The sequence below is a fragment of the Arthrobacter sp. B3I4 genome (genome assembly GCF_030816855.1).
Lineage (GTDB): Bacteria > Actinomycetota > Actinomycetes > Actinomycetales > Micrococcaceae > Arthrobacter.
The window spans coordinates 2,725,240-2,750,933 of sequence record NZ_JAUSYK010000001.1; the positions used below are offsets into that span (position 1 = coordinate 2,725,240).

At 68.5% G+C, this 25,694-nt stretch carries 25 protein-coding genes and 1 riboswitch; of the genes, 15 read left to right on the top strand and 10 right to left on the bottom strand.

Going from position 1 to position 25,694, the window contains the following annotated elements; all coding sequences use genetic code 11:
- Positions 1–51: 51 nt before the first annotated feature.
- On the top strand, positions 52–1,878 hold the full coding sequence (gene ggt, locus QFZ61_RS12945; protein WP_307036640.1) for a gamma-glutamyltransferase: 1,827 nt from the start codon (positions 52–54) through the stop codon (positions 1,876–1,878).
- Here ggt and QFZ61_RS12950 read toward each other — a convergent pair.
- Complete coding sequence (locus QFZ61_RS12950) at positions 1,870–2,376, bottom strand: DinB family protein (RefSeq protein ID WP_307036642.1); 507 nt, start codon at positions 2,374–2,376, stop codon at positions 1,870–1,872. The two genes, ggt and QFZ61_RS12950, sit on opposite strands and share 9 nt — an antisense overlap.
- A 294-nt stretch (positions 2,377–2,670) precedes the next feature.
- Here QFZ61_RS12950 and QFZ61_RS12955 point away from each other — a divergent pair, with 294 nt between their 5' ends.
- The 4 genes from QFZ61_RS12955 (at position 2,671) to QFZ61_RS12970 (ending at position 7,682) form a co-directional block, all read left to right on the top strand.
- Entirely contained in the window at positions 2,671–3,444 is a 774-nt protein-coding gene (locus tag QFZ61_RS12955) for a TetR/AcrR family transcriptional regulator (RefSeq protein ID WP_307036644.1), read from the top strand.
- A 139-nt stretch (positions 3,445–3,583) separates the two neighbouring features.
- Positions 3,584–4,834 carry an acyl-CoA dehydrogenase family protein gene (locus QFZ61_RS12960; protein ID WP_307036645.1) on the top strand — a complete coding sequence of 417 codons (1,251 nt, stop codon included), beginning with the start codon at positions 3,584–3,586 and terminating at the stop codon, positions 4,832–4,834.
- A gap of 37 nt (positions 4,835–4,871) precedes the next feature.
- Positions 4,872–6,068 carry an acetyl-CoA C-acyltransferase gene (locus tag QFZ61_RS12965; protein ID WP_307036647.1) on the top strand — a complete coding sequence of 399 codons (1,197 nt, stop codon included), beginning with the start codon at positions 4,872–4,874 and terminating at the stop codon, positions 6,066–6,068.
- A 51-nt stretch (positions 6,069–6,119) separates the two neighbouring features.
- Entirely contained in the window at positions 6,120–7,682 is a 1,563-nt protein-coding gene (locus QFZ61_RS12970; protein ID WP_307036649.1) for a long-chain fatty acid--CoA ligase, read from the top strand.
- A gap of 91 nt (positions 7,683–7,773) precedes the next feature.
- Here the strand turns inward: QFZ61_RS12970 and crcB are convergent, their stop codons facing one another.
- The 3 genes from crcB to QFZ61_RS12985 are packed head-to-tail and all read right to left on the bottom strand — an operon-like array spanning position 7,774 to position 9,274.
- Complete coding sequence (gene crcB, locus QFZ61_RS12975; RefSeq protein ID WP_307038194.1) at positions 7,774–8,142, bottom strand: fluoride efflux transporter CrcB; 369 nt, start codon at positions 8,140–8,142, stop codon at positions 7,774–7,776.
- A gap of 5 nt (positions 8,143–8,147) precedes the next feature.
- Positions 8,148–8,714: a CrcB family protein gene (locus QFZ61_RS12980; protein WP_307036651.1), complete on the bottom strand. Its 567-nt coding sequence runs from the start codon at positions 8,712–8,714 to the stop codon at positions 8,148–8,150.
- A complete protein-coding gene (locus QFZ61_RS12985) occupies positions 8,711–9,274 on the bottom strand; it encodes a universal stress protein (RefSeq protein WP_307036653.1) in 564 nt (187 codons plus the stop codon). The genes QFZ61_RS12980 and QFZ61_RS12985 overlap by 4 nt, the downstream gene beginning before the upstream one ends.
- A gap of 72 nt (positions 9,275–9,346) precedes the next feature.
- Positions 9,347–9,435, bottom strand: a riboswitch (Fluoride riboswitch).
- 107 nt (positions 9,436–9,542) lie between these two features.
- Between QFZ61_RS12985 and arfB the strand changes: the two genes are divergently transcribed.
- The 6 genes from arfB to QFZ61_RS13015 all read left to right on the top strand — a co-directional run bounded on the left by arfB (position 9,543) and on the right by QFZ61_RS13015 (position 15,497).
- A complete protein-coding gene (gene arfB, locus QFZ61_RS12990) occupies positions 9,543–9,965 on the top strand; it encodes an alternative ribosome rescue aminoacyl-tRNA hydrolase ArfB (RefSeq protein ID WP_307036655.1) in 423 nt (140 codons plus the stop codon).
- Positions 9,966–10,119: 154 nt separating this feature from the next.
- Positions 10,120–11,286, top strand: a complete 1,167-nt coding sequence (locus tag QFZ61_RS12995) for a cytochrome P450 (protein WP_307036657.1) — start codon at positions 10,120–10,122, stop codon at positions 11,284–11,286.
- Between the two features lie 120 nt (positions 11,287–11,406).
- Positions 11,407–12,510: an alkaline phosphatase family protein gene (locus QFZ61_RS13000; RefSeq protein ID WP_307036659.1), complete on the top strand. Its 1,104-nt coding sequence runs from the start codon at positions 11,407–11,409 to the stop codon at positions 12,508–12,510.
- 12 nt (positions 12,511–12,522) lie between these two features.
- Complete coding sequence (locus QFZ61_RS13005; RefSeq protein WP_307036661.1) at positions 12,523–14,211, top strand: phospholipase C; 1,689 nt, start codon at positions 12,523–12,525, stop codon at positions 14,209–14,211.
- Positions 14,212–14,274: 63 nt separating this feature from the next.
- On the top strand, positions 14,275–15,138 hold the full coding sequence (locus QFZ61_RS13010; protein WP_307036662.1) for a phosphatase PAP2 family protein: 864 nt from the start codon (positions 14,275–14,277) through the stop codon (positions 15,136–15,138).
- Positions 15,139–15,281: 143 nt separating this feature from the next.
- Positions 15,282–15,497, top strand: a complete 216-nt coding sequence (locus tag QFZ61_RS13015; RefSeq protein WP_307036664.1) for a hypothetical protein — start codon at positions 15,282–15,284, stop codon at positions 15,495–15,497.
- Between the two features lie 111 nt (positions 15,498–15,608).
- Here the strand turns inward: QFZ61_RS13015 and QFZ61_RS13020 are convergent, their stop codons facing one another.
- Complete coding sequence (locus tag QFZ61_RS13020; protein WP_307036666.1) at positions 15,609–16,640, bottom strand: NADPH:quinone reductase; 1,032 nt, start codon at positions 16,638–16,640, stop codon at positions 15,609–15,611.
- Positions 16,641–17,038: 398 nt separating this feature from the next.
- Here QFZ61_RS13020 and ligD point away from each other — a divergent pair, with 398 nt between their 5' ends.
- Positions 17,039–18,283: a non-homologous end-joining DNA ligase gene (gene ligD / locus QFZ61_RS13025; protein WP_307036668.1), complete on the top strand. Its 1,245-nt coding sequence runs from the start codon at positions 17,039–17,041 to the stop codon at positions 18,281–18,283.
- Between the two features lie 183 nt (positions 18,284–18,466).
- Positions 18,467–19,387: a hypothetical protein gene (locus QFZ61_RS13030; protein ID WP_307036670.1), complete on the top strand. Its 921-nt coding sequence runs from the start codon at positions 18,467–18,469 to the stop codon at positions 19,385–19,387.
- Between the two features lie 27 nt (positions 19,388–19,414).
- Here the strand turns inward: QFZ61_RS13030 and QFZ61_RS13035 are convergent, their stop codons facing one another.
- Together QFZ61_RS13035 and QFZ61_RS13040 are read right to left on the bottom strand one after the other, a co-directional pair.
- Complete coding sequence (locus QFZ61_RS13035; protein WP_307036672.1) at positions 19,415–20,506, bottom strand: tartrate dehydrogenase; 1,092 nt, start codon at positions 20,504–20,506, stop codon at positions 19,415–19,417.
- A gap of 117 nt (positions 20,507–20,623) precedes the next feature.
- Positions 20,624–21,508, bottom strand: a complete 885-nt coding sequence (locus QFZ61_RS13040; protein ID WP_307036674.1) for an NAD(P)-dependent oxidoreductase — start codon at positions 21,506–21,508, stop codon at positions 20,624–20,626.
- Positions 21,509–21,754: 246 nt separating this feature from the next.
- On the opposite strand from QFZ61_RS13040, the gene QFZ61_RS13045 reads away from it, so the two are divergent.
- Positions 21,755–22,612, top strand: a complete 858-nt coding sequence (locus tag QFZ61_RS13045; RefSeq protein ID WP_307036676.1) for an isocitrate lyase/phosphoenolpyruvate mutase family protein — start codon at positions 21,755–21,757, stop codon at positions 22,610–22,612.
- A gap of 8 nt (positions 22,613–22,620) precedes the next feature.
- On the opposite strand, the gene QFZ61_RS13050 is transcribed toward QFZ61_RS13045, so the two are convergent.
- The gene (locus tag QFZ61_RS13050) at positions 22,621–22,767 is read right to left on the bottom strand and encodes a lmo0937 family membrane protein (protein WP_307036678.1); all 147 of its coding nucleotides are present in this window, start codon (positions 22,765–22,767) and stop codon (positions 22,621–22,623) included.
- A gap of 225 nt (positions 22,768–22,992) precedes the next feature.
- Between QFZ61_RS13050 and QFZ61_RS13055 the strand changes: the two genes are divergently transcribed.
- Positions 22,993–23,367: a VOC family protein gene (locus tag QFZ61_RS13055; RefSeq protein WP_307036679.1), complete on the top strand. Its 375-nt coding sequence runs from the start codon at positions 22,993–22,995 to the stop codon at positions 23,365–23,367.
- Positions 23,368–23,418: 51 nt separating this feature from the next.
- Here the strand turns inward: QFZ61_RS13055 and QFZ61_RS13060 are convergent, their stop codons facing one another.
- On the bottom strand, positions 23,419–23,883 hold the full coding sequence (locus tag QFZ61_RS13060) for a phage tail protein (RefSeq protein ID WP_307036681.1): 465 nt from the start codon (positions 23,881–23,883) through the stop codon (positions 23,419–23,421).
- Positions 23,884–23,953: 70 nt separating this feature from the next.
- Positions 23,954–25,567 carry a phospholipase D-like domain-containing protein gene (locus QFZ61_RS13065; protein ID WP_307036683.1) on the bottom strand — a complete coding sequence of 538 codons (1,614 nt, stop codon included), beginning with the start codon at positions 25,565–25,567 and terminating at the stop codon, positions 23,954–23,956.
- Positions 25,568–25,694 lie beyond the last annotated feature (127 nt).

Sequence of the window (25,694 nt, forward strand, 5' to 3'; positions counted from 1 at the left end):
GGAGTAGTGTGACCAGCACCCCATTCCGCAGGAACCAGCTTGGGAGCCACCATGCACACTGCACGACGCCGACTGTCTGCGGCCACGGCCGCACTCGCCCTAAGCGTGGCGGGCGGCGCCGTCGCCAGCCCCGCTTTCGCTGACCCCCGCGAGACTGAGAAGACCCCGACGGCGACCGGTTACGGCGGCGCCGTGAGTACGGTGGACCCGGAAGCCTCCGCCGCAGCGATCGAGGTACTCCGCAAGGGCGGCAACGCGGCCGACGCCGCCGTCGCCGCTGCCGCGACCCTGGGCGTCACCGAGCCTTACAGCGCCGGAGTCGGCGGTGGCGGTTATTTCGTGTATTACAACGCCAAGACCGGCAAGGTCGGCACCGTCGACGGTCGTGAGACGGCCCCGGCGTCCATGCCGCACAACGCCTTCATCGACCCGGCCACCGGCAAGCCCTACCGCTTCACCCCGGAGCTCGTCACCAGCGGCGTATCCGTGGGAGTCCCGGGCACGCCGGCCACCTGGGAACGCGCCCTGGCCCGCTGGGGAACCCTGGATCTTGGCGAGGCTCTGAAGCCGGCGATCAAGGTCGCGACCCGCGGTTTCGTGGTGGACGCAACCTTCCGGCAGCAAACCCTGGACAACAAGAACCGCTTCGCAGCGTTCCCCGCGACCAGCAAGCTCTTCCTGCCCGGCGGGGACGCCCCCGCCGTCGGCAGCATCTTCCAGAACCACGACCTCGCCGCCACCTACCGGCTCCTCGCGAAGGAGGGCACGGACGGGTTCTACCAGGGCCCGCTCGCGGCGGAAATTGCGGCCACCGTCCAGGCCCCGGCGAAGGCCGCCGGAACCGCGCTGCCCGTTCCGGCCGGGTTCATGACGACGAAGGACCTAGCCGCCTACCGCGCCCTGGACCAGGCCCCCACCCACGTCGACTACCGCGGCCTGGACGTTTACGGCATGGCGCCCTCGAGCAGCGGCGGCACGACGGTGGGCGAGGCGTTGAACATTCTTGATCCGTCGAACCTGTCCGCCATGGCACCGGCCGGTGCGCTGCACTACTACCTCGAAGCCAGTGCCCTCGCCTTTGCGGACCGCGGCAAGTACGTGGGCGACCCCGCCCAGGTGAACGTGCCCACGGCAGCTCTAACCGACCCGCTTTTCGGTAAGGAGCGCGCCTGCAAGATCGACCCGAAGCACGCGGCGCCCAAGCCGGTCATGCCGGGGAACGTGGACGGGTACGACGGCGTGTGCCCCGCCACGGTTGCGCCGACGGCGGACGAGAAGGACACCGAGAACATCTCGACGACGAATATGACTGTCGCGGACAAGTGGGGCAACGTGGCGGAGTACACCCTCACCATCGAGCAGACCGGCGGGTCCGGCATGGTGGTCCCGGGCCGCGGATTCCTGCTCAACAACGAGCTGACCGACTTCTCGACCGTCTACGATGCGGCTGATCCGAACCGGATCGAGCCGGGCAAGCGTCCGCGCTCCTCGATGGCGCCGACCATCATCCTCAAGGACGGCGATCCGTTCCTGGCACTGGGTTCGCCGGGCGGCTCGACGATCATCACGACGGTGCTGCAGACCATCCTGAACCGGGTCGACCTGGGCATGACCATTTCCGAAGCGATCGCGGCGCCGCGCGCCTCGCAGCGGAACACGACCAAGGTCACCGCCGAGCCGGACTTCATCGCCGCCTACGGCAGCCAGCTGACGCCGTTCGGGCATGAGTTCACGCCGTCGGGCGATGCCTTCACCTCAGCGGCGGAAATCGGTGCGGCGACAGCGATCGAATTCGGGCGGGACGGGAAAATGACCGCGGCGGCGGAGCCAGTGCGGCGCGGCGGCGGCTCCGCGATGGTGCTCAGCGGTTCACGATAGGGTTCCGGAGCCCTTTGCGTACGCGGCCTGCCCGGCGTGCTGCAGGCAATCGCTGAGGATGCTGACAAGGCGTACCCCGAGGGTGACCGGCGGATTCCAGCGCGAATCGACGACCCGGTCGAGATCCGCGTCATCGAGGTCCTTCAGGACGTCCTCCGTCTGCCGGTGGACGGCGTCGTAGTACGCCAGCAACAGGTCCGCCGGTGCCCGGACTGTGTCGACCTGGTCCGCGCTGTGTCCGTACCCGGTGTCCGCAACGGGCAGCGGGAGGTCGAACCGTCCGGCGAATCCTTGGGCCGTCCAGAGCTGCTCCAGGCCCGCGGCTGAGGCGACCTGGGCGTCCTCCCCGCGGCTCAGGTGCCAGATCAGCCAGGCGACCGGGTTTGCCCCGGCGGCCGGCCGCCGTTTCGGTGTGTCCGGATCTGTACCTTCCAAGGTTGCGGCCACGATTTCGTGGATTCGGCCGAATCCGTCAAGCAGCAGTTCGTTGGCTTTCATTTGCTGTTCCCTCCCGGCGCGTTGCGACTGAGTCCCCATGCTGGCACGAACGGCCGGCACCGGATAGGGCACGACGCCGGTGCAAGATCGAATGCGGTCGCGGGGTTCGAGTCGGTTGCCCGTGCGTTCCTGCCCGGTTACCACCGCCGAAACCCACACCCGCCCCCGAAAGCTCGGCGTGTCAGGCGAGTCGGTCACGGTAACTGGGCAGGAACGCCGCGGCCTGCCCCTGTCAGGACCCCGGAAGACCGCCGGAGAACAGTCCGGCCCGAGGCCTGTGCTAGATTTCGGCCCATGACCTCGCAGCCGACAGGCCTCTCCGCCGACGGACCAGTCGCCACCGCCGTCGGGCTGCTGGCACGCCAGGGGTTTGATGCGACGTCGGTCGAGGAACTCGCCGAAGCCGCCGGGATGAGCCGCAGCACCTTTTTCCGGAAGTTCGGCTCCAAGGAGGACGTCGTCTTCGCCGACCACGAGCGCATCCTGGCGCAGGTGAACGACCAGCTCGCCGCTTCCCGGCAGGATCCCTTGGCCGCCGTGGAGGACGCCGCCCTGCTGGTCTTCGACCACCACCTGCGGAACCGCGACACCTCGCGCGCCCGGTATGAACTTATGCAGGCCGTCCCCGCGCTGCGGGACCGTGAGCTGGTCACCTCACACCGCTACGAGCGGGCGTTCCTGCTGCACCTGCTGGACAGACTGCCCGACGGCGGGCACCGGGAACACCAGGCGGTGGCCTTCGCCGCGGCCGTGGTCGCCGTGCACAACGCCTTCCTCCGGCAATGGCTCCGCGCGGCACCCGGTGTCACGCAGCCAGCAGAAGCAGCCGACGGCGCCGACCGGGTTAAGTCATCAGCGCTCGCTAACGAACTGCAGGCCCTCTCCGCGCTCTTCCGGCCGGCGCTGCTCGGCGGTGCTCGATTTGCTGGTGCCGGCCATGCAGAGCTCGGCGGCGCGGGTACCGAGGCTGCGAGTACCGCAGCGCGGCCGACCGTCGTCGTCACAGTGCTGACCGCCGGCGCGGACAAGGACGCGATTGCCCAGGCAGTCCGGGATGCGCTGCCCTGACACCCGCAAGGTTGCTGACGCGGCGTCCCTGACACGGAGTTTCTTGACGTGGAACTGCGTTTCAATGCATCCTTAGACGTGGCGTGAGCCACAGCACTCGGCCGGCCATGACCCGCCGCTGAACCAGAGGACAATCACCATGACGACGACGTCGCCCGCTTCCTGCACTACGGACACCACGGCGGAATTCCCGGCCGGCACGGTCGAGCCCGACTACCTGCTCACCGAAGCCCTCGGCACCGACCCCGCCTCCGTCTTCGCCGGCATCAGCGCTGAGGACCGCGAATACTGGGACCGCGCCCGCAGCTTCGTCCAGGACGAAGTCCTGCCCGTGATCGACGGCTACTGGGAACGCGGTGACTACCCGCTCCAACTGCTCCAGCGCCTGGGCGAACTGGACCTGCTGCGCGACGGAATCCCGGTCGACGGTTTCGCCCCCATGAGCAGCATGGCCGCCGGGCTGGTCAACATGGAGATCAGCCGCGGCGACGGCTCCGTAGCGACGATGATCGCGGTGCAGGGCGGCCTTGCGCTGCGGTCCATCGCCGGGTGCGGCTCCGCCGAGCAGAAGGAACGCTGGCTCCCGGCAGTGGCTGCCGGAACCGAATACGCGGCGTTCGCACTGACTGAACCCACGCACGGCTCGGACGCGGTGGCCCTGGAGTCCACTGCCACCAGGACCGACGGCGGGTTCCTGCTCAACGGCGAGAAGAAATGGATCGGCAACGGGTCCATCGGCGGCGTCAGTGTCGTCTGGGCCCGTGGCGAAGACGGCCAGGTCCACGGCTACCTCGTCCCGCAGGACTCCCCCGGCTACTCCGCCACGAAAATCGAAGGCAAGCTCGCCCTGCGAGCCATTTGGCAGGCCCACATCCGGCTTGAAAACGTGTTCGTCCCGGACGAGAACGTCCTCCCCGGCGCCCGGACCTTCAAGGACACCGCACGGGTGCTGCTGGCCACGAGGCTCGGTGTCGCCTGGTCCGCCGTCGGCCACGCCACCGCCTGCTACGAAACGGCAGTCCAGTACGCCAAGCAGCGCCGCCAGTTCGGCCGCCCGCTGGCTGCCTCCCAGATCGTGCAGGAACGCCTCGCCAGGATGCTCAGCGAGCTGGCGACCATGCAGTTGATGGTGGTCCAGATGACCCGGCTCGATGAAGCCGGCGCGCTCACGCCCGAACAGGCGTCGCTCGCCAAGTACACCTGCACCCGGATCGCCCGGGGCATCGCCTCCAACGCCCGCGACCTGCTCGGCGGCAACGGCATCCTGCTCACGAACCGCGTCGCCCGCCACCTGGCCGACATCGAGGCGATCCACACCTACGAGGGTACCGAGACCATGCAGGCCCTCATCATCGGCCGCGGCATCACCGGCACCTCGGCCTTCGCCTGATCCCCGCATTCCCGCCAGCTTCGAAGAAGGACTCCCCATGAACGCGAACGACAATATCCCCGTCATCCTCGGCGGCGCCCGGACCCCTTTTGGCCGGTTCCGCGGCGGCCTCACCGCCTTCTCCTCAAGCGAACTGGGCGCGCACGCCATCCGTAACGCCCTGGAACGCACCGGCGTTGCGCCGGAACAGGTCGGCGCCGTCATTGTCGGCCAGGTCATCCAGGCCGGCGCCGGACAGGGCCCGGCACGGCAGGCCAGCCTGGCGGCCGGGATCGGCTGGGACGTCCCGACCGTCACGATCAACAAGCTCTGCCTGTCCGGGCTCACCGCCGTGATCGACGCGGCCCGGATGATCCGGGCCGGTGAGGCGGACTTCATCGTCGCCGCCGGCCAGGAGTCGATGACCAATGCCCCGCACCTCGTGCCGGGCCTTCGCGCCGGCGTCGTCATTGGCGACGCCCCGATGCTGGACTCGCTGAACCACGACGGGCTGCAGGACCCGGTAAGCGGTGCGCTGATGGGCGCCGCGACCGACGCCGGCAACGCCGAGCGCGGCATCGGACGCGCGGAGCAGGACGCCGTCGCCGCCCGCTCGCACCAGCGTGCCGCGGCGGCCCGCAGCGCCGGAGTGCTTGCCGAGGAAATCGCGCCGATCGACGTCCCGCAGCGCAAGGGTCCTGCCGTGACCCTCGAGCACGATGAGGGCATCCGTCCGGACACCACCGCCGAATCCCTGGCCGGACTCCGGCCCGCGTTCTCCAAGGACGAAGCAGCCACCATCACCGCCGGGTCCTCGTCGCCGCTCTCCGACGGCGCCGCGGCCCTGGTGATTGCCAGCAAGGCGGCAGCCATTGCCGCGGGGCTCGAATGGATCGCCGAGATCGGTGCCCACGGCCAGACGGCAGGACCGGACGGTTCCCTGCACTCCCAGCCCGCCCGCGCCATTGAACGGGCGCTGAAGCTCGAGGGGCTCACCGCGCAGGAGCTGGACCTCGTCGAGATCAACGAGGCGTTCGCGTCGGTCCTGATCCAGTCCGCCAACGACCTGGGCATCGAAACCGAGGCCATCAACGCCGAGGGCGGCGCCATTGCCCTCGGGCACCCGGTCGGCGCGTCCGGCGCACGCCTGGTGCTGCACCAGGCGCTGGCGCTGAAGCGCCGCGGCGGCGGCACCGGCATCGTGGCCCTCTGCGGCGGCGGCGGCCAGGGCGACGCCCTGATCCTCAAGGCCTGACCTTCACAGCCTGATTTTTAACGCACGACCATCCCAACGAAGAAGCAGGACATGACCAACACCAATTCCGCAGACGGCTTCGCCACCATCTCTGTCGCCGCCATTCTGGCTGAATCCGCCCGGAAGTCTCCGGACAGCGTCGCCCTGATCGTCGGCGACGACCAGGTCAGCTACGGCGAGCTGTGGAACCAGACCCGCGCCTACGCCGGGGCCCTGCAGGCCAGGGGCATCGGTCCGGGCGACGCCGTCGCCGTCCTGATTCCCAACGTGCCCGACTTCGCTCGGGTGTACTACGCCATTCTGGCGCTGGGCGCCGTTGTGGTTCCGGTCCACGCCCTGCTTAAAGCCCGCGAAATCGAGTATGTGCTACAGGACAGCGGCGCCGGTCTGCTGATCTGCGCCGCTCCGTTGCTGACAGAGGGAGCAGCAGGTGCCGCCGCCAGCGGCGTCGATGTGCTGACGGTGATGGCGCCCGACGGCGGCGGGTTCCCCCGGCTCGAAGCGGAGGCCGCCGCGGCGGAGCCGATCCGGACCTACGTCCCGTGCCAGCCCTCCGACACCGCGACGATCCTGTATACGTCAGGCACCACCGGAAAACCCAAGGGCGCCCTGGGCAGCCACTTCGCGCTGGTGGAGCAAACCTCTGTGCTGCTGACCAGCGTGATGGATTTCAAGGCCGGCGACGTTCTCTTCGGCGGGCTGCCGCTGTTCCACACCTTTGGCCAGACGGTGGTGCTGAACGCGGGGCTGCGCGCGGGTGTCACGGTCGTTCTGATGCCGCGCTTCAGCGGCGAGGGTGCACTCAACCTGCTGGACCGGCACCAGGTCACGGTCTTTATCGGGGTGCCGACCATGTATGTGGCGCTGCTGGAGGCGGCCAAGACCACCGGCGTCCGCCCCGCTGCCTTGCGCTACGGAATTTCCGGCGGGGCGGCCCTGCCGCTGGCCGTGATGGACAAGTTCCGTGACGTCTACGGCGTGGAAATCCATGAAGGCTACGGCCTGACCGAGACGTCCCCGGTCGCTGCGTTCAACCACGTGGGCACCAAGCCGCGGCCCGGCACCATCGGGATCCCGCTCTGGGGCGTCGACATCGAAATTGCCCGCGCTGAAATCACGGACAGCATCGAACTGCTCCCCCACGGCGAACTCGGCGAACTGGTCATCCGCGGCCACCTGCTGATGAAGGGCTACCTCAACCGGCCCGAGGCCACCGCTGAAGCGATCGTCGACGGCTGGTTCCGCACCGGGGACCTGGGGACCAAGGACGACGACGGCTACCTCACCATCGTGGACCGCAAAAAGGACATGATCATCCGCAACGGTTACAACGTGTATCCCCGCGAGGTCGAAGAAATCCTGCTCACCCACCCGGACGTCGTCAGCGCCGCCGTGTACGGGGTTCCGCACGATGTCCACGGCCAGGAAATCGCCGCCGCCATCGTGCTGGACGCGGGAGCCACTGCTACCGAGACCGAGCTGATCGAATTTGCCAGCTCACAGCTCGCCGCTTACAAGTACCCGCGCGTCATTCGGCTGCTCTCCGAGCTTCCCCTTGGCCCCAGCGGCAAGATCCTCAAGCGGAACCTGGCCGCGGACGCCGCCGCGGGCTAGGGGCGGTGCCGGCCAGGGGCGGCGCGGACTAGGGCGCCGCGGACCTGGGGCGGAACGAGCTTGGGGCGGCACCTTCCCTTAAAGCCCGGCCCTAGAGAAGGGCGGCGAGGGCCAGCCCGGCGGCTGCGGCGCCGACCGCAGCGACGGCCGTGCCCAAACCGTTCAGGAGGGCTAGCCCGGTGCGGCCGGACTGCACCAGCCGGACGGTCTCGAAACTCGCTGTGCTGAATGTGGTGTAGCCGCCCAGGAACCCCGTGCCGGCGATGGCCTGCAGCTCGACGGGCGCCGCGTGCACGATCACCGCGCCGGCGACCAGCCCCAGCAGGAACGACCCGGTGACGTTGATGGCGATGGTCCCCACCGGCAGGGCGGTACGCAGCCTGGCCCGGACCAGACCGTCCACGACGAAGCGGGTTCCGGCGCCTAATCCCCCGGCGACACCGAGCAGGACAATGGTCAGGATGTTCACCGGGCGTCCTCCGCCCCGGCAGGCCTGGAGGCCGCCCCCCGGCGCCGATTGACGGGTCTGGACTGCTGCACGGCGGCGGCCCGGATGCCTGCCACCGTCGCGAGGGCGCCGCCGAGCAGCGTGACGGCGACATACACCACGGCATCGGTGGAACGTCCCGATCCGAGCAGGTTGGTGGCCTCGAGGGCCAGTGTGCTGTACGTCGTGAAGGCCCCCATGAAGCCGGTGCCGGCGAGCAGGCGGACCCTCCGCAGCCGCCCGGCGTCGGGTCCGCGCCGGACCAGGGCCTCCAGCAGCAGGCCGAGCAGGAACGCGCCGGCCAGGTTGATGACCAGGGTAGGCAGGGGCCAGCCTCCCGGGGACGGCAGGACGGTGCTCAGGCCGTATCGCGCCAGCGCCCCCGCCATGCCGCCGGCAACGACCAGGAGCACGAAGCCGGGGTGCAGGTGCACCGGGCGGTGCGCGCGGGCTTCACCGAGGGTGCCTTCGTCCCGGCTGTCGACACGGATGGTTGCCCTGGGGTCCGCGTCAGCCGTGCCGTCCGGGGTGCCCGGTTCCGTCACTGGCCCCCCTTTGGACTGCGTTCGGACAGTTTCGGCTGTTTCGGCTGTGGAGCGAGCGGGACGACCAGTACCGGCCGGTGCTGCCGGTGGGTGAGGTGGACCGCGACGGAGCCGACCAGCAGCTCCTCAAAGCGGGCTCCCAAGCCGCGCTCCCGGGTGCCGACGACGATGACGGACGCGTCCGCGGACTCCGCCAGACGTCCCAGCGCCCGCGCGGGGTCCCCGGCGAGGGTCACGAAGGACCAGCGCACGCCGGTGCCGTCCAGAGCTTCCCGGAGGCGCTCCTTGGTGGCTGCGCTGATCCCCTCGATGTCGTCGTCGACGCCGTCGGGGTCCAGTGGCCGGGCTTCGGCCCGTCCGCCGGGTTCTTCCGCGAGATAGGTCGTGACGTCCACGTAGGCACACACCAGCTCGACGTCCAGGCTGAAGGCCAGGTCGGCGGCGCGGTGAGCCACCGCCAGCGGCTGGCCCGGCACGACACCCATCAGCACCGGCCCGGTAATCCTCTGCGCACTGACGGCGGCTATTCCGGCGGCGGGCCGGTCTTCGCTGCTGGACATGTTCACGGGCTCTCCTGTCATCTGGCGTCGCGGCGACGCCGCTGTAAGCATCGGCCACCCACCTTCGTACCAGCAAAGGTAGGAACCATCAGCCAGGAGGCGGTTTGAAGAGCTGCAGCTGGGTGCGGGCTGTTCGGGCGGGATCCATCACCGTGGTCAGAGAATACAGCGGCGACGGCGGACCGCGCCACCTGGCGGGGCCAGGCGGCCGCGGAAGAACGCGGATTCGGCGCCTGTCGCGGCGCTCACACTGTGCGACGCTGGTGGTATGGATCTGTTGATATCGCCCGCGCTCACGATTCCGTCGTCGGAACTCGGCTGGCGGTTCTCCCGTTCCTCTGGACCGGGCGGCCAGCATGTGAACACCTCGGACAGCCGCGTGGAGCTCTCCTGGAACCTTCAGAGCTCGGCGGCGCTCTCTGAGGAGCAGCGGCTGATGCTGCTGACGCGTCTGGGCCGGCGACTGGTCGCCGGAACTATTACAGTAACCGCAGCGGAACGGCGCTCCCAGCTGCGCAACCGCGAGATCGCCCTGGCTAAGCTCTCCGAGCTGGTGGCAGAGGGCCTTGCTCCCGACGCTGCCGCCCGCCGGCCGACGAAACCCACCCGCGGGTCGAACCGCCGTCGGCTGGCAGCCAAGGAACGGCGGGCGGCGACAAAGCAGCAGCGCCGGCGGCCGTTCCCGGAGTAAAACCGGCCCGGCGGCCAGCCCCGCTTCCGCTGCCCCGGGCTACTGACACACTCCACCGGCCGGGGATAAAATCTGGAGTTCCAGGGTCAGTCAACCAGGCCCCCGGCACCCTGGCCGAGCCGATGGTGCGCGGGGCTGAGCAGAGAGGCCAGCCATGGACGACACCCGGTCCGCTGGGCAGCAACTCGATCCCTTTCCCCACTACCACCGGATGCGGGAAGCGGCCCCCGTCTTTCACGACGAACCGTCGGGGAGTTGGCACGTCTTCCGGTACGACGACGTGCAGCGGGCACTGTCCGAACATGCCACGTTCTCGTCGCGGATGGGTGGAGATGACCCGTCCGGGACAGGCCAGCTGTTCGCCGCGAGCCTGATCACCACCGATCCTCCACGGCACCGGCAACTGCGTTCCCTGGTCACCCAGGCGTTCACGCCGAAGGCCGTCGATGCCCTCGCTCCGCGCATCTCCAGCCTCACCGGCGAGCTCCTGGACGCAATCAGCGCCCGCGGAACCGCGGACTTGATCAAGGAACTGGCGTATCCGCTGCCGGTCATCGTGATCTCCGAACTGCTCGGCATCCCCGCCGAAGACCGGGACCGATTCAAGCGCTGGTCCGACGCCATTGTCAGCCAAAGCCAGGCCGGTTCGGTGAACGCGGACCACGAGGCCACTAACCTGGAGATGACCGGGTACTTCCTGGCCCTGATCGAGCAGCGCCGGAAGCGGCCCGGGGAGGACTTGATCAGCAGCCTGCTGGGAGCTGAGATTGACGGCCAGAAGCTGACAGTGCCCGAGCTGCTGGGTTTTTGCAGTTTGCTGCTCGTCGCCGGGAATGAAACCACGACCAACCTGATCGGCAACGCTGTTCTTTGCTTTACCGAGAAGCCTGGCACCATTGAACGCCTGTTGCGCCAGCCGGCCTTGCTGCCGGGAGCGATCGAAGAAGTGCTGCGCTTCCGGTCGCCCGTGCAGTCCATGTACCGCGTGACCGTTGCGGACACTGTCCTGGGCGGAACACGCATCCCCGCCGGCGCTCCGCTGGTCGCGTGGATCGGTTCCGCCAACCGCGATGAGAGGCAGTTTGAGCGTCCGGACGAGTTCGACGCCGACCGCGGCCAGAACCGGCACCTGGCGTTCGGCCACGGCGTTCACTTTTGCCTCGGCGCGCCGCTGGCGCGGCTCGAAGCCCGGACCGCGCTGGAGGCCATCCTTTCCCGGCTGCCCGGGCTGGACCTGGTTCCCGGCACAGAGCTGGAACGCATGGACAGCACCATCGTCTATGGGGTGAAGGCGCTCCCGGTGAACTGGCAGGCGGCCTGACCGGAAGGGGCCACAGGATTCAGGGGGAACTCCCAGACGGCGACCGGGGCAGGGCGGGCCCGGACGTGCAACAGTTTCTAAACCTGCAATTCCTGCATCCCGGAAGTCAGGAGCTTAGAGGTGCGAGTCCAAACCCAACCGCTCAAAGTCCAGGCCGGCCGGTCCGGGCTCCGTCGGCGACTTTCCGTGATCGTCCTGCTGATGTCCGTGCTGCTGGCTGCCGCGGGCTGCCAGCAGCAACCCGGCCCCCAGGCCCCGCGGGCCGGCACGCCAGGGCACATCTTCGTGATCAACCTTGAAAACAAGCGCTACGACCGGGTGTGGGGCAGCGGGTCCGCCGCCCCCTATCTGGCCGGAACCCTGCGGTCGCAAGGGGTGCTGCTGAGCAACTACTACGGAATTTCGCACAACTCCCTGCCGAACTACCTGGCCCAGATCTCCGGTCAGCCGCCGAACAGCAGCACCGAGCACGACTGCCACACCTACTCGCCCTTCGAATCCTCGGGCGTCGACTCCGAGGGCCGACTGCAGGGCGAGGGGTGCGTCTTTCCCGCCCAGGTGCCCACCCTCGCCGGGCAGCTCAGCCAGGCCGGCAAAACCTGGCGCGGCTACATGGAGGACATGGGCTCGCCCTGCCAGCACCCGGCCCTCGCCGCCGAGGACGGGCACGTCAAAGCCACCCCGGACGACCAGTACGGCACCCGGCACAACCCCTTCGTCTACTTCCGTTCCATCACCTCAACCGCGGACTGCGCCAAGAACGTCGTGAACTTCGCCGCGCTCCAGCGGGACCTGCGGTCCGTTGACACCACCCGCAACCTCTCCTACATCACGCCCAACCTCTGCCACGACGGCCATGACAGTCCGTGCGCGGACGGAACTTCCGGCGGCCTGCCGACCGCTGATGACTGGCTAAAGCGCCAGGTTCCGGCGATCCTGGCGTCCCCCGCTTTCCGGCAGGACGGCATGCTCGTGATCACCTTTGACGAGGCCGACGGCGGCGCTGTCGGGCCCGCGACCGGCGTCGCCGGAGGCACCGGCGGCGGAAAGGTCGGCGCCCTGGTGCTTTCGCCCTTCGCGGCCGCAGGCACCACCTCGGAGCTGCCCTACAACCACTACAGCCTGCTGGCCAGCGTGGAGGACATCTTCTCCCTCCCCCGCCTGGCCGGCGCAGGCGAACCCGGGGTCAACGCCTTCGGGGCCGACGTCTACCGGGCCCACTGAGAGGACACGGCCATGGCACGACGACCCCGCACCTCCGGCCCACGGATCCTTGGCGGTGCTCTCCGGCTCAATACCGCCTCGCATCGCCGCAGGGTCGTGGCGGCTGTTGCCGCGCTGGCCGTCCTCGGCCTGCTTGCCGCGGTCCTGACCGGCAACCCGTTGACCGGCCCCGGCCTGTTCTCGGCGCCCGCCGCGGGTATCTCCAAGATCAAGCACGTGGTGATCATTACCCAGGAGAACCGCTCTTTCGACAGCTACTTCGGCACCTTCCCGGGCGCGGACGGCATCCCGATGCAGAACGGGGAACCCTCGGTCTGCCTGCCCGATCCGGGTCACGGCAGCTGTGCCCGGCCGTTCCACAATCCGGCGGACAGCAATGCCGGTGCCCCGCACAGCCATTCCGACGAGCTCGCCGACGTGGACCACGGTGCCATGGACGGCTTTGTCGTCCAGGCGGAAAAGGGCCTCGCCGGGTGCGGCGCAACGGCGGCCGCCTGCCCTTACGGGACCAAGAAGACCGACGTCATGGGTTACCACGACGGACAGGACCTCCCCAACTACTGGGCCTACGCCCGGAACTTCACGCTCCAGGACCACTTGTTCGCCTCAGCGGCAGCCTGGAGCCTGCCCGCCCACCTGTACCTGGTGTCCGAATGGTCGGCCAAGTGCAGCACCGCCGGGGATCCCGCCTCCTGCGTCAATGCCCTGCAGAACCCGGACAGCGGCCCCGACCCGGAGATCATCCAAAACACCCTGATCGGCAAATGCCGGTCCGGCCTGGATCTCCAGCCCTGTCAGGACGCCCTGAAGGCCGCCGGCATCAGCCCCGACCTGGCCGGCCAGATCGACCAGTTGATCAGCACCAGCTGCAAACCCACCGATTCCTACCCGACCTGCCAGGCCGCCGTCGACGCCGCCCCCGTGCCCGCCCCCTTGAAGAAGAAGCTCAGTGATACCGCCAAGAAGCTGGAGCTGCCTGACTATGCCTGGACTGATCTGACCTACCTGCTCCACCAGCAGCACGTCCCCTGGGCCTACTACGTGTTCAACGGCACGGAACCGGACTGCCGGAACGACGCTGCCACTTGCGCCCCGGTGAAGCAGGACGCGAAGACCCCCGGACTGTGGAATCCCCTGCTGTACTTCGACACCGTCAAGGAGGACGGCGAACTGGGCAACATCCAGGGGCTGGGCAACTTCTACGACGCAGCCCGCAACGGCACCCTCCCCGCGGTCAGCTGGGTGGCCCCTACCAACAAAGTCAGCGAACACGCACCCGCCACCATCAGCGCCGGACAGGCGTACGTCGCAGGGCTCGTCAATGCCGTCATGTCCGGACCCGACTGGGACAGCACGGCCATCTTCCTGACCTGGGACGACTGGGGCGGGTTCTACGACCACGTCGCGCCGCCGACCGCCGACGAAAACGGCTACGGCCTCCGGGTTCCCGGCCTGATCATCAGTCCGTACGCGAAGAAGGGGTACATCGACCATCAGACGCTAAGCCACGACGCCTACATCAAGTTCATCGAGGACGACTTCCTGCACGGCCAACGCCTCGATCCCGCGACCGACGGACGCCCCGACCCACGCCCCGGCGTCAGGGAAACGAATCCGCAGCTCGGAGACCTGACCAAGGCCTTTGATTTCACTCAGACTCCGCTGCCGCCCCTCATCCTGGCGAATGCCACGACCTATTGACGGCCCTCCGCGATGCTAAGGTTGCTTATTATTTAGGGTCGCCGGAGTTGAAAGGCAAGAAGCATGACGCTGGAGAAGAAGCAGTCGCCCGACGGCGGCGTGCAGGGCGAAGTCAGGCAAGACCGGTTTGTCGGGAGCAGCGACCTCACGCGCTGGGACACCCGGCTTGGCCGGTTCCTGGCCGCGGTGGTCGGGCGGATCAGCCGGGCTCTCGGGCCGCATGCGGCCCTGATCCTCACCCTTGCCATTGGCGCGGCCCTTGCTGCCTCGCTTACTGCGGTGTTCGCCCAGGTCTACGAGTCGGTCGTCGAAGCCGACGGCGTCGCAGGTCTGGACCATCCCGTCCTGGCGGCGGCCAAGACCCTGCGCTCGCCCGAATTGGACATCGTCACGACCGGCTACACCGACGTCGGCGGCACCATCGGCATGCCGATCCTCGCCGTCACCGTTATGACGATCCTCGCCCTGCGGCGCCGCTCCTGGACTCCGGTGATCCTGATCGTCGTCGCCGGCGCAGGGTCGCTGCTCATGACCATCGCGGGCAAGTCACTCGTCGGAAGGACCCGCCCGCCGCTGTCGGATGCCGTTCCGCCGTACGAACACTCGGCTTCCTTCCCCAGCGGCCACTCGCTGAACGCCGTCGTTATTGCTGGGATCGTCGCCTACCTCATCATCCTGCGACTGAAGTCGCCCCGCGCCCGGCTCATCACAGCGCTCCTCGCGGCGGCGTTCGCCATCACGATCGGGCTCAGCCGGGTGTACCTGGGCCACCACTGGCTCACCGACGTCCTCGCCGCGTGGGCCCTGGGCGCCGCGTGGCTGGCGTTCGTCATCACGGCCCATCGGCTCTACCTCACCGCCCGCACCCACCACCTGGCCCACCGCGGACACGGCCCGGGCGCGGGCGGGCGCGACATCGAGCCCTGACCAAACAGGGCGGCTGCGTGGCTTTCGGGACTTTGGCCCTAGTCTTCGGCTTCGGCGGGGCGTTAACTTGTGAGCTGGGGTAAGCGCCATACGCCGTGGTGCTCCCGCAAAGCTCACAGCGAGCAGGAAGGCGGGATCGCCAAATGAACATCAGGGACCACTGGGACCGCTTGGATCCGGCCACCCGGAAATGGCTCATGGACAACCCCGGATGCCAGATCCTCCCCCGGACCCTCACCACCGTCGTCACCAGGGAGACGGGGGAAGACCTCACGGACAGCCAGCACGGCGAGAAGGTTCTCTCTCCGGAGGACCACGAGTTCATCCGTGCCAAGGCGAACGAGGGCTCGACCGCCTGAGCCAGCGCCACCGGGACCAGCGTCACGGGCCCGGCGTCACCGGAGCCAGCGTCACCGGGCGTGGAAGCCGGCGTCAGCGGGCGTGGAAGCCAGCCAGGGGCCGCGTCCAGGCTAGACGGGCGCCACGTCGATCAGGACCTTGCCCACAACACCGGCTTCCACCGCCGCGTGGGCCTCGGCCGTGCGGGGCAGGTCAAAGCGGTGCAGCGGCAGTCCGGCGTCCTCCCCCACCGGCAGTGCCCCGTCGGCTACGGCCAGATTGATGTCTTCGGCGGCAGCTCGCACCGCGTCCATGCCGACGGTGTACAGCAGCACAAACTGGTACCGGACGTTCAGGCTGAAATGCTTGCGCACGTCCAGGCTCACGGTATCCCCGCCGTTGTTGGCGTACACGGCCACCGAACCGCGGTTGCGGATCACGGCCAAATCGAGTTCGGCGTTCTGCGCCGGGGAGACCTCTACGATCAGGTCCACCCCCTCCGGCGCGATGCTCCGGATCTGTGCGGCCGCGTCGGCGTCCTTGTAGTTGACGATGTGGTGGGCGCCGGCGCTGCGGACCAGCGCAGCCTTCGCGGGGCCGCTAACGGTGGTGACCACCGTTGCGCCGGCCCATCGGGCAAGCTGAATGGCGGCGTGGCCCACCGCTCCCGCGCCTCCGGCCACGAGTACGACCTTGCCATCCAGAGCGCCGGGACGCAGCCGCCGGGGACCGTCCTCGGCGACGGTCAGCGCCCGCCAGGCGGTGATGGCCGGAACACCCAGGCTCGCACCGACGTCGAACCCCGCGCCGGCGGGAAGGGCAAAAACGTGCTCGGCCGGCAGAACTGTGAATTCCTGGGCCGTCCCGCCGTCCGCCCTCTGGTAGGCGGCCAGCGCCACCCAGACCGGGTCCCCCAGCTGGAACCGGTCAACGCCGGCGCCCAGGGCGTCCACCGTGCCCGCCCCGTCCTGGTTGGGCACGACCTCCGGAAACGGGAGCGGGCTGCCGGCGGTGGCGCCCCGGCGTGACTTCCAGTCCGTGGGGTTCACCGCGGAGACCGCAAGACGGACCCGCACCTCCCCCGGACCGGGGTCGCGGACCTCCCGGTCGACCAGCTCGAGAACCGACGGATCACCAGTGGCGCGGTACACAATAGCTTTCATACCCAGACCTAACGCGTGCGGTTGCCGGAAATTCCCGTCCCAGCCGGGCACCAGGGTGCCACTGCGGGGCGCCGGGTGCTTGACGGCCCGGTGCCGGGCTCGTAGGTTCGGAGTGTTCGACGCCGGGAGGTCCTCCACCCGCGGGCCCCGCACGGCGTCCGTGGGTCATCGGTCGTCCCGGACCGACCCCGCCGAGAAAGGACCGTCCCCACCATGGCGATCAGTGACATTGGCCCCCGGCCCGCTTCCTTAGACGTGGACACCGTGACCACTGAGAACGCCTACTCCGCCGATGCCGCCAGGGATGGAGCCGGGAGTAAGTACGACCCGCCGGGCTGGACGGAACAACCGCCGGACACGGCCCCCGCCCAGCACGCAGAGAACGGGTGGCGGTCCGGATGACCCCGTCGAAAGCCCCCGCCGAGATCCTTGAGGTTGCCGGCCACGAGGTCCGCATCTCAAGTCCGGACAAGGTGGTGTTCCCCGAACCCGGGCTGACCAAACTGGACCTGGTCCGCTACTACCTGGCCGTCGCGGACGGTGCGCTGCGCGGCGCCGGCGGACGGCCCATGGTGCTCAAGCGCTTCCCGAAAGGCATCGGCGCTGAACCTTTTTTCCAAAAGCGCGTGCCCGAAAACCACCCCGACTTCATTGACACTGCCACGCTGCACTACGCCTCGGGGACGTCGGCCGAAGAGGCAGTCATCCGGGACGCGGCCGGCCTGGCATGGGTCGTGAACCTTGGCTGCCTGGACCTCAACCCGCACCCCGTGCGCGCCGAGGATCTCGAGCACCCTGACGAGCTCCGCGTGGACCTGGATCCGATGCCGGGGGTCGACTGGTCCCAGATCGTAGACGTCGCCTACGCGGCGCAGGAGGTGCTTGACGACGTCGGGCTGGTGGGGTGGCCGAAAACGAGCGGCTCACGCGGCCTCCACATCTTGGTGCGGCTCGCGCCGAAGTGGACCTACCGGGACGTGCGGCTCGCAGCCGAGACCCTCGCCCGCGAGGTCGAGAACCGCGCCCCCGGCCTTGCCACCGCGCGGTGGTGGAAGGAAGAGCGCGGCGAGAGCGTCTTCGTCGACTTCAACCAGAACGCCAAGGACCGCACCGTGGCGTCGGCCTATTCAATCCGTGCCCTGCCCGACGCCCGGGTCTCGACACCGCTCAGCTGGGAGGAAGTACGCTCCGCACGGCCGGAGCAGTTCACCGTAGTGACGGTTCCGGGGCGCTTCGCCGACGGCGGCGACCCGCACGCCGGGATTGACGACGCCGTCGGCTCCCTCGACGGGCTCCTCGCCCTCGCGGCCGAGCTCGGCCCCGCCGAGAAACCGCCCCGCGGTGTCGACGGCTCCGGCCGCAGGCAGTCAGTCATGCCCCTCATCGAAGTGGCGCGCACCAAAACCAAACCTGAGGCACTGGCGGCCCTCGAGGAATGGAAGACCCGGCATGGGGAGGCCGCACGGGCACTACATCCCGCCGACGCCCTCGTTGACGGGATGCGCGGGTCCAGTTCGCTCTGGTACCGGGTCCGGGTGAACCTGCAGCACGTCCCCGACCAGCAGCGTCCGCCGCAGGAAGAACTCATCGCCGACTACGACCCTTGGGCAGGCAAGGAATGGCCGGGGCGCACACGGACTTGACGCCCCCGCCGGCGCCCCGTTGCGCCCCAAACCGGCCGCACAAGTAGAAACCAAGTGGTCCGGCGTAGCTTTGGCCTCTGAACTCCGGTAACGACCACCCGTGACCGGAGCCGGCGAAGGTTCCTAGGATGCAATGTGGGCCGCCGGGGTCCTGCTGCCGGTGACAGGAATCGGGGTCGGTCAATGAATCAGGGAAAGCTACTCGCCCTGGCCTGCCTGACGCTCGCGTTGCAGGCCGGTCCGGCCCTGACCGCAGCGGCCCAGCCGGAAGACCCCGCCCGGCACGGGCCGGCTGTCGGCAATGACGTCTCCTGGCCGCAGTGCGACGGTGAACTGCCGGACCCGCTGGGCTTCGCCGTTATCGGCGTCAACGGCGGCCGGCCGGAGACCACGAATCCATGCCTGGCCGCACAACTCACCTGGGCCGGCGGCACCGCCGCGGCCATGGCCGGGACGCCGGTTCCGGTGTACGTCAACACGGCCAACCCGGGCCCCGACGGGTCGGGGTGGTGGCCCGCGTCGAACAGCTACGGCGGAAAAGACATCACCAACCCGTACGGCATGTGCGACGGCGCCTCCACTGCAGCATGTGCCTACCTGTACGGCTACGCCATGGCCTTCGACGACGTCAATTCCCGCGGCGTCCCCGAGCCGGCGCACCGGGTGTGGTGGCTGGACGTCGAGACCGAGAACAGCTGGTCATCCGACACCGCGGCCAACACAGCCGATCTGGAGGGCATGACCGCGTACCTGCACAGTATCGGAGCGGAGGTCGGGCTCTACTCCACGGCGTACCAGTTCGCTGTCATCGCCGGCGACGTCGGCCCGGCCAGTATCCTGTCCACGCTGAAGGAGTGGATCCCCGGGGCGGACTCGACGGCGTCAGCGCTGGCGGCCTGCGCTGACCCGCCGCTGGCACCGGGCGCGTCCGTCGTGCTGGTGCAATACGTGGAAGCAGACCTCGACTACAACGTCGCCTGCCCGGCTCCCGCACCTCCGTTGAAGCCCGCCGGTACCTCCACCGCGCCGGCAACGGTTCCGCCCAAGGTGGTGCTCCCCGCTCAGTCCCTGCCGCCAGGACGCACGCCGCGCAACGTCAACTGACGCCCGCTACGCCGTCGGCCTACCTTCTCAGCCGTTCGCTGCCACGGCGCGGATCTCGTCCGCGATGGTCTTGCCCAGCAGTTCGGTGCTGCCGCTGCCGCCCAGGTCCGGGGTGAGCGCTTCCCCGCCCCGTGCCAGGACGTTCTCGAAGGCCTGCACGACCGCGGCAGCAGCGGCACCCTCGCCGAGGTGCTGCAGCATCATCGCCGCACTCCAGATCTGGCCGACCGGATTGGCGATGCCCTTGCCCGCGATGTCCGGCGCTGATCCGTGCACCGGTTCGAAAAGGCTCGGGAACCGGCGTTCGGGGTTGATGTTGCCGCTAGGCGCGATGCCGATGGTGCCCGTGCAGGCAGGCCCCAGGTCGGACAGAATGTCGCCGAAAAGGTTGCTCGCAACGACGACGTCGAACCTTTCCGGGTGCAGCACGAAGTTCGCCGTGAGAATGTCGATGTGGTAGCTGTCGGTCCTGACGTCGCCGAAGTTTTTCGCCATCGCTTCGACCCGTTCGTCCCAGTACGGCATGGTGATCGAGATGCCATTGCTCTTCGTGGCGGACGTCAGGTGCTTCTTGGGGCGGCTGTCGGCGAGGTCGAACGCGTACTTCAGGATGCGGTCAACACCGGTCCGGGTCATCACCGTTTCCTGGAGGACAGTTTCCCTGTCGGTGCCTTCGAACATCCGCCCGCCGATGCTGGAGTACTCACCCTCGGTGTTCTCGCGGACGACGTAGAAGTCAATGTCCCCGGGGACCCGGTCCGCCAGCGGGCTCTTGACGCCGGCGAGCAGTTTCACCGGCCGCAGGTTCACGTACTGGTCAAAGTGCCGCCGGAACTGCAGCAGACTGCCCCATAACGAGATGTGGTCCGGGACGGTGTCCGGGGAGCCGACGGCGCCGAAGAAGATGGCATCGAAGCCGCTGAGCTGGTCGAACCAGTTGTCGGGAAGCATCTTCCCGTGTTTCAGGTAATATTCGCCGTTGGCAAAGTCAAAGGCGGTGGTCTGCAGCGTGAAATCGAAGGCTTCTGCCGCCGCTTCCAGGGCCCGGAGGCCTTGCGGAACGACTTCCTGGCCGATTCCGTCGCCGGCGATCACGGCAATCTTGTGCGTCTGGGTCATCGGGATACTTTCTTGTCGGGCGTGGTGCCAGCCTGCCGGATCCAGCAACTGCGGATCACCTTCTGAGACACCAGTGTAGGGATGAAGAGGCTGGATCCTGACGTCGCCAACAGCGCCTTAGGCATCCTGCTGGGTGCTGGCGTAATAAGCGGCGGCCATATCCTGCTTTGACCGGCCCTGGGAAGCGACCCGCGCCAGCCGTGCGGCAGACGCTTCGGCGCCGTCGAGCCGGAGACCGTGCTCGCGGGCGGCGTCGAGGATGAGGCGGGCGTCCTTCAGGGAGGTGTCGACCGCGAAGGACGCAGGTTCCAGCCGGTCTTCGAGGACAAGGCCCGCCTTGGCCCGCAGGAACGGCAGATCGAGGCCGCCGCCGTCGATCAGGTTAAAGAACTGCTGGGGCTCCACCCCGAGTGCCTCCGCCAGGGCCAGGATTTCGCCGGCAGCGTTCGACGCAGCGATGACCCAGCTGTTCACCACTAGCTTGAGCCGAGCGGCCGAGCCCGCGGACGGATCCTCACCGGTCCAGACGGTCCGGGCGCCGATTGCGTCCAGAACCGGCGCTACGCGCTCACGCACCGCCTCGGGTCCGGCCGCGATGACCAGAAGCTGCCCTGCCTCGGCAGGCTCACGGGTACCGGAAACAGGCGCCTCCACCAGATCGAGGCCCACCACCTCCGCCAGGGCGGCGAGGGCGGCGACGTCGTGTACCCCGACGGTGGTGGACTGCACCCATGCGGTGCCCGGGCTCACTCCCGGGGCTGCCTGCCGGATCACCTCGGTGACGGCTGCAGCGTCGTACAACATAGTCACAACCACCTCGGCGCCGGCGACCGCCTCGGCCGGGGACGAGGCAACCTGGGCCCCGGCGTCGGCGAGCGGGGCGGTCTTGGCCTGGTCCCGGTTCCATACCCGGACCTCGTGGCCGGCCCGCAGCAGGTTCCGGGCCATGGCGGCCCCCATGATGCCGGTGCCCAGTACCGCGACCGTGCGTTGCGTGTTCATCCTGTCGTCCTTTCGATCAAGGTGAAGGCCGGGTGAGTGGACCCGGCCCGTCATTGCAGCCCCTATTCCTCCATTCATTCATCTCAGCAGACGACCGCCAAAAAACGGGCCTGCTTCACCGGCAAGTCCTGCGGCGGCTGATCAGACGGGCCTGCTGAACCGCGGTTCCGCTGGACCCTTGCGGTGCCCGGTGGCGTTTGTAGACTGGGCCTGGGTCCACCCGCCGGGGCCCGGGATGGGAGTGACATGCCCACTTTTCAGGAACTCCACCACGCTGGCAGCCCTTTGTTGCTGCCCAATGCATGGGACGTGGGAACCGGCGTGGCATTTGCCGCGGCGGGTTTCCCCGCCATCGGCACCACCAGCTTCGGGATCGCCGCAAGCGCCGGCTTGCCGGACGGCGGCCGGTCGAGCAAAGCGGCGACGGCCGCGCTGGTGTCGCAGTTGTGCCGCCTGCCCGTGCACATCACGGCGGACATCGAGGACGGGTACTCCGATGACCCCGCCGAGGTTGCCGGCTTCGTAGCGCACCTGGCCGACCTGGGGGTGGCCGGGATCAACCTGGAAGACAGCACGGCCGGGCACCTGGTCGATCCGGCAGCCTTTGCCGACAAGGTTGCCGCCGTCAAGCAACGCAGCCCGGCCGTCTTCGTCAACGCCCGGGTCGACAACATCTGGTTCGGCGAACAAGCGACGGTGGATGCCGTGCTGCTGCGCGCCGGGGTCTACGCCGACGCCGGCGCGGACGGGATCTTCGTGCCCGGACTCGTGGTCCCGGAAGACATCCGGAACATTACCGCCGGCGTGGGACTGCCGGTCAACGTGCTGGCTCACCCGACGCTGACGGTCGCCGATCTGGGTGAACTGGGGGTCCGGCGGGTCAGTTCCGGCTCCCTGCCGTACCGTGCGGCGGTTGACGCGGCGGTGAACGTCGCGACCGCCCTCCGCGACGGCAGGCAGACGCCGGCTGCGACGTCTTACTGGGAGATGCAGGCCCGTCTCGTGTCATTCGGCAACAGTCCGCGCCCCGCCCCCGGAGACGACGCCCGCGGCGCCGACGGCGGCGGGGACGACGGCGGCGGGGAGGGGGACCGCGGAGCCTAGTGCCGTAGCTACGCCCGGGACCTGCCCTGGACAAAGTGGATGATCAGGACGATCACGGCAATCACCAGGAGCAGGTGGATAAACCCGCCGCCGATGTTGCCGATCAGGCCGAGAAGCCACAGCACCGCGATGATGATGGCGATCCAAAGCAACATGAGAGTCTCCTTAGTACGTTCTGGGACACGCTGGTACTTTCCCCGGCAGCGTTCGCGGTACCGGTCAAGGTCCACTCGGATGTCGCCTGGTGCCGCTTACCCTATGCCAGGACCGGGACTTTGGGAATGGACTGGCTGGGCGGGACGGAACTCCCGTAACTAGCGCGTTCGGGCGGTCCCGCCTACAGTGGGACCACCCATGGCAGACCGGCGGAAGGAAACTCGGTGGCAGCGCTGGCTCGACTCGCGGCAGTTTCGATCGATTGCCCAGATCCCGCCGTCCTGGCGGACTTCTACCGCCGGTTGCTCGACGCGGAGGTGTTCTATGAGTCCGCGGATTTCGTGGCCCTGAAGGGTGCCGGGATCATGCTGACACTTCAACGGGTCGACGGTTACGTTCCCCCGGTGTGGCCCGAAGGGGGCGTCCCGAAGCAACTCCACCTTGAATTTGCTGTCACAGATCTTGAGGCAGCGGAGCGTCAGGTTCTGGAGTTGGGCGCCCGCCGGGCGGACCCGCAGCCTAACCCGGACCGGTGGCGCGTACTGCTTGACCCGGCAGGCCACCCCTTCTGCATCATGCACCCCATTCCGGGCGCGTAACAGGCCGGCGGGACAGTCCAAAAAACGGACGTCGCCCCCCCGGCTACGGGATCAGTACTGGCCCTTGATGACGAAGTAAGAGCCGCGAATAACGCCGGCCAGTTTCGATTTCTGGCGGGCGAATTTGAACCGGGCCGCCAATTCTTCCGGGATCTCCATGCCCTCAGCGAGTTTGAACCCGACCGCCCTCTTGCCGCCGTCGTCGATGCTGTACATGACGTTGACCGCTAAACCGGACTCATAGAAAACGTAGGCCATGCTCAGGCCGTCGACTTCGAAGGCGGTCGCCTCCAGCGGGCGCGACGCCAGAACGATGTCGCGCTCTTCCCTGAGTATGCGGCTCACCCGGTCAACCACGTCCGGAACGTCGCCGGCGGGGTGCACGGTGAAGACGTGGCCGTACTTATTGCGGTAATAGCGGGCCTCGTTGGCGCGCAGCCCGGCGAGAGCGTCAGCGACAGGAGACGACTCCACCCCAACGGTCGAAACTTTCTCATAATCAACGATGTACGGCATGCACCCTCCCTTGCTGAAGCCCGGTGGCACCTATGCTAACGCTCCGGGCCCGGCGCGCTCCTTCGCCTGCCTAGAACTCGGTCGTGCCCCGCAGCCGGCGCGGGCGGCCGTCCGGGTCCATGATGAACCGGCTGATCGGATCTGCCCAAAGACGCTGGCGCGGTGACACGGGTTCCGGATTGTGCCGGCGCGCCTGGCCAGGCGGCCGGGGCGGGCGGCGCCCGGCTTCGTGCCAGCGGTCGACAGCTTCGGCGGTGGCGTTCCACAGGTCCAGCCCCGCCGCCGGATCCTGAAGTCGAGGATCGCCCTGGTCCAGGCCCAGGTGTTCGGCCCAAAGCTGGAGCCGCAGCCCGCGGGCCAAGGGCGCGGAAGCTTCGCGCCCCGTCCCTTCGCCCTGCGGTTCCCCGCCGCCGGCAGAGGTGTCGAAGACGGCGCAGGTGAGCTCGCTATCGGTGGTCCAGGAGCGGCGGTTGAAGTTGTCTGAACCGCAGGTAAACCAGGTGTCGTCGATGATGCAGATCTTGGCGTGGACGTAGATCGGGGTTCCCTTGCTGTTCTCCAGGTCAAACACGCCGACCCGGCCGGGAGCAGCCTCGCGGAGTTTCCTGATGGCGCGCAGCTGCCCGATCCGCTTCGGCGGCCCGCTGACAGGCCCATCGGAGTCGGGGTAGCGCGGCACGACGGCGATCACCTTGAGGTCCGGGTTCCGCTCAAGGGCCTCCGCGATCCCGGCCGCGACTTCGGGCGACCAAAGGTACTGATCCTCGATGTAGATCAAGGACCGCGCGCGGGAGAAGGCTTTCGCGTAGGCGCGGGCGATGCTGCGCTCCCCCTCGGGCGCGAACGGGAACGGCGGGTGTTTCACGCCGTAGGTGCGCAGCAGCTGCACGGCATGAGGTCCGACCGGTGGCGGCGGTGGCGCAGCGGCCGGCAGCGGTTCGGGGTGCCGGGGCATCCGGGCCAGGCGTTGCAGCAGCATCCGGTAAGGGGTATGACGGTCCAGCGGATGGGGGTCGTTCCACCGCTCGGCGAACACCGCCAGCACGTCAGCCACGACGGGGCCCCGCAGTTCGAGCGCTGCGTCGTGCCACGGGGGCCGCTTCCCGTACCGGGGATCCATGTCCACCGCTTGCGGATCGCCCGCGTGGTCGGCGTCGTCCCGGCGGCTGTGGGACAGGTCAATCCCGCCCACGAAGGCAACGTCGCGCGACGGGTCGTCGCGACGGCGGATGACGAACAGCTTCTGGTGGTGCGAACCGAACAGGCGCACCCGCTGGTCCAGCAACACTTCCCCGCCGGCGTCGTTGATCTGCCGGCTGAGGAGCTCGTTGGAGCGGCCACTGATCGGGGCCGACACCCGCTCACCATGGGATCGCCAGACAAGGCCGCGCACTTCCACTCCGGCGCGTGCCGCTCCCGCCAGCACGTCACCGATGGACGGTCCGTCCGGCAGCAGCCGCTGATCAGCGTCACCGCGCCAGTCAGTGAACCAGACGCGGTCTCCCGCCTGCAGGGTGGTCAGCTCCTCATGGAGCCGGGCGAAGTAGGCCGCGCCGTGAACCAGGGGCCGCACCAGATTGCCCTCCGACCAGCCCGGCGACCCGGTGCCGCCCGCTTGCACGTCGGTGGTCGGGTTCCCCCGCTCCGCGCGGTCCAGGAACCATGTACCCACGTCGCTGTCCATTCGGTGCACTCTACGGGACCCCGGCGGAAACCCTGTGAGCGGCTGACCCGTAGGGGCAGAATTCCTCTTGGCTTCGTCTATATCGGGACGTATCGTTGACTATCGTTCGTGACTCGAAGAGGAGGGC

What these genes read in the sequence shown, in the direction of transcription:
- ggt (WP_307036640.1), top strand. Translation starts at nt 52, where the DNA reads ATGCACACTGCACGACGCCGACTGTCTGCGGCCACGGCCGCACTCGCC.
- QFZ61_RS12950 (WP_307036642.1), bottom strand. Translation starts at nt 2,376, where the DNA reads ATGAAAGCCAACGAACTGCTGCTTGACGGATTCGGCCGAATCCACGAA.
- QFZ61_RS12955 (WP_307036644.1), top strand. Translation starts at nt 2,671, where the DNA reads ATGACCTCGCAGCCGACAGGCCTCTCCGCCGACGGACCAGTCGCCACC.
- QFZ61_RS12960 (WP_307036645.1), top strand. Translation starts at nt 3,584, where the DNA reads ATGACGACGACGTCGCCCGCTTCCTGCACTACGGACACCACGGCGGAA.
- QFZ61_RS12965 (WP_307036647.1), top strand. Translation starts at nt 4,872, where the DNA reads ATGAACGCGAACGACAATATCCCCGTCATCCTCGGCGGCGCCCGGACC.
- QFZ61_RS12970 (WP_307036649.1), top strand. Translation starts at nt 6,120, where the DNA reads ATGACCAACACCAATTCCGCAGACGGCTTCGCCACCATCTCTGTCGCC.
- QFZ61_RS12985 (WP_307036653.1), bottom strand. Translation starts at nt 9,274, where the DNA reads ATGTCCAGCAGCGAAGACCGGCCCGCCGCCGGAATAGCCGCCGTCAGT.
- arfB (WP_307036655.1), top strand. Translation starts at nt 9,543, where the DNA reads ATGGATCTGTTGATATCGCCCGCGCTCACGATTCCGTCGTCGGAACTC.
- QFZ61_RS12995 (WP_307036657.1), top strand. Translation starts at nt 10,120, where the DNA reads ATGGACGACACCCGGTCCGCTGGGCAGCAACTCGATCCCTTTCCCCAC.
- QFZ61_RS13005 (WP_307036661.1), top strand. Translation starts at nt 12,523, where the DNA reads ATGGCACGACGACCCCGCACCTCCGGCCCACGGATCCTTGGCGGTGCT.
- QFZ61_RS13010 (WP_307036662.1), top strand. Translation starts at nt 14,275, where the DNA reads ATGACGCTGGAGAAGAAGCAGTCGCCCGACGGCGGCGTGCAGGGCGAA.
- QFZ61_RS13015 (WP_307036664.1), top strand. Translation starts at nt 15,282, where the DNA reads ATGAACATCAGGGACCACTGGGACCGCTTGGATCCGGCCACCCGGAAA.
- QFZ61_RS13020 (WP_307036666.1), bottom strand. Translation starts at nt 16,640, where the DNA reads ATGAAAGCTATTGTGTACCGCGCCACTGGTGATCCGTCGGTTCTCGAG.
- ligD (WP_307036668.1), top strand. Translation starts at nt 17,039, where the DNA reads ATGACCCCGTCGAAAGCCCCCGCCGAGATCCTTGAGGTTGCCGGCCAC.
- QFZ61_RS13030 (WP_307036670.1), top strand. Translation starts at nt 18,467, where the DNA reads ATGAATCAGGGAAAGCTACTCGCCCTGGCCTGCCTGACGCTCGCGTTG.
- QFZ61_RS13035 (WP_307036672.1), bottom strand. Translation starts at nt 20,506, where the DNA reads ATGACCCAGACGCACAAGATTGCCGTGATCGCCGGCGACGGAATCGGC.
- QFZ61_RS13040 (WP_307036674.1), bottom strand. Translation starts at nt 21,508, where the DNA reads ATGAACACGCAACGCACGGTCGCGGTACTGGGCACCGGCATCATGGGG.
- QFZ61_RS13045 (WP_307036676.1), top strand. Translation starts at nt 21,755, where the DNA reads ATGCCCACTTTTCAGGAACTCCACCACGCTGGCAGCCCTTTGTTGCTG.
- QFZ61_RS13050 (WP_307036678.1), bottom strand. Translation starts at nt 22,767, where the DNA reads ATGTTGCTTTGGATCGCCATCATCATCGCGGTGCTGTGGCTTCTCGGC.
- QFZ61_RS13060 (WP_307036681.1), bottom strand. Translation starts at nt 23,883, where the DNA reads ATGCCGTACATCGTTGATTATGAGAAAGTTTCGACCGTTGGGGTGGAG.
- QFZ61_RS13065 (WP_307036683.1), bottom strand. Translation starts at nt 25,567, where the DNA reads ATGGACAGCGACGTGGGTACATGGTTCCTGGACCGCGCGGAGCGGGGG.